Consider the following 1,814-nt stretch of genomic DNA (forward strand, 5'->3'; position numbering starts at 1 on the left):
CCCGAGTTTATCAGTTAAAAAATAAAAAAATCTCTATAAACGCTGTCAAATCAACGTTATTGAAGCTTTTTTAAGTTGTAAATCGTGTTGTGTATGCAGTTTTTCCCTAACTTTTGAATATCTTCGTGTCTGACTGTTCCACGGTCCCAAGTAATACCTAATAAACGAAGGAATTCACTTGCTTCATGATTTTGCTGGACTCTATATATCCCTTGTCCCATAGTTGAAGCTAACATACTGTTTAAGCTGTCAATCATTCTAGCAGGACTCATCTTCTTATCGCTAATGTAATACAATAAGCGAATCATTACTAAACTGATAAAGCAGATTAGGAAATGGCCTTCAATATGTTCCTTTTTCCTTACGTAAACAGGTCTAGTTTCAAACTCTGTTTTGGTTATTCGAAAACAACTTTCAATAGAGGATAGTTCTTTGTAGGCCGCTAATATAGCATCATCCTCCATCTCAATTTCACTCGTTACAAGGACATGAACTCCATCAAATTGAGCATCATATTCCACCTGTTCTTGATCAAGTCGGATAAGTGGTGAAAATGGTTTAACCTCTCCAGTTTCCGTATCCAAGTAGCTCAATTCAAGGTATTTCTTCCCTCCCTTCTTACTCGTTTGTCGAAATAGTTCTGCATTGGTTAACTTATTGGCATAGTCGAGAGCTCCTTCACGTCGAATCCGTTCTCTATCTTCATATTTTTTAGACCATGTCATCAGCACTTTTTCTTTAACAGTTGGGGAATCCTTCTTTGTCCCAAGTTTTCTCTCTCGAATGTAAGACTTTTTAGCAAAAGTGAGATTTTGATTAAACTGCCAACCAGATTCTTCCAATATGTTTTCTTGAATATCCTTTGGAGCGCCACGTTTCCCACGGTGCTTTTGAGAGAAAAGCCAACCGTCATTGTTCTTTATAGTAGCTTGTAGGTTATTTGTGCTGTTCATGGCCTTGTCTGCGACCACTACCAACCGTTCAATCCCAAATTGTTTCTTTACTTGCTCAATTGCAGGGATGTAGGTGATAGGGTCTGTAACGTTACCTCTAAAAAGTCTATAAGCTATGGGAATACCATTCATATCCATGAATAATCCCATTTGGATAATGGGGTCTCTCCTGTATTCTTTACTGGCTCCTCTTCGACGAAGGCCCTCTACAAGGATGTCTCCATTTTCATCGTGTCTATCCTCATCCGGAACATCAATTTCAAAAAAGTAGTTGGTAACATCGTAAAACACTAACGTTCCTGTTCGATTCGTTAATTGACTGACCTCTTGATGGAGGTGGTATTGAAGTTCTGATTGAAGATTGTTCAAGACATCTAGTGACCGATATACTGAATTATATGGAACATTCCAATCTCCAAATAGGGAAGTTTGATGGTAGAAAGTTCTATATTTGCTTCCTGGGTTCAGAATTCGTTGAAAGAGCAGAAGCTTAACCGTTTGATCTAAGTCAATCGTCATTTTTGACGGTTTATTTTTTTTAAAGAATCTATTTAGCTTGAGGGTTGTGTAAAGGTCTTCTAAAATCTTCCAACCAATGTTTTCATCAGGTGCGTTCATTGGGTCTTTTAGAGAAAGCTTAATCAGAAATTCTTCAGATTTAGCGTGTGATTCCTCCTTTGCCTCACGTTTTAATCGCTCAAGAATACCTGGCTCTTTCGCTTCTAATTCATCCAACAAACCATATTTATGAAGAATCCGTTGTTTTGACTTTCCGTTCTCACGATATCCTTCAACAAGATAAACATGCTTACGACCTTCTCTGTTTTTTGTAATTCGAATAAATGCCATAACTATAGTATA

At 37.5% G+C, this 1,814-nt stretch carries 1 protein-coding gene; it reads right to left on the reverse strand.

What is annotated here, in order from left to right; translation table 11 throughout:
* Positions 1-56: 56 nt before the first annotated feature.
* Positions 57-1,802 (reverse strand): IS1634 family transposase, encoded by a 1,746-nt coding sequence (locus tag GWD08_RS08595; protein WP_159565247.1) that lies wholly within the window; start codon positions 1,800-1,802, stop codon positions 57-59.
* Positions 1,803-1,814: the final 12 nt, after the last annotated feature.

Origin of the sequence: Streptococcus halichoeri, assembly GCF_009870755.1 — a bacterium.
Classification (GTDB): Bacteria; Bacillota; Bacilli; order Lactobacillales; family Streptococcaceae; genus Streptococcus; species Streptococcus halichoeri.

Bases quoted from the DNA above. Each gene is read 5' to 3' on its own strand.
- GWD08_RS08595 (WP_159565247.1), bottom strand. From the start codon at position 1,802: ATGGCATTTATTCGAATTACAAAAAACAGAGAAGGTCGTAAGCATGTT.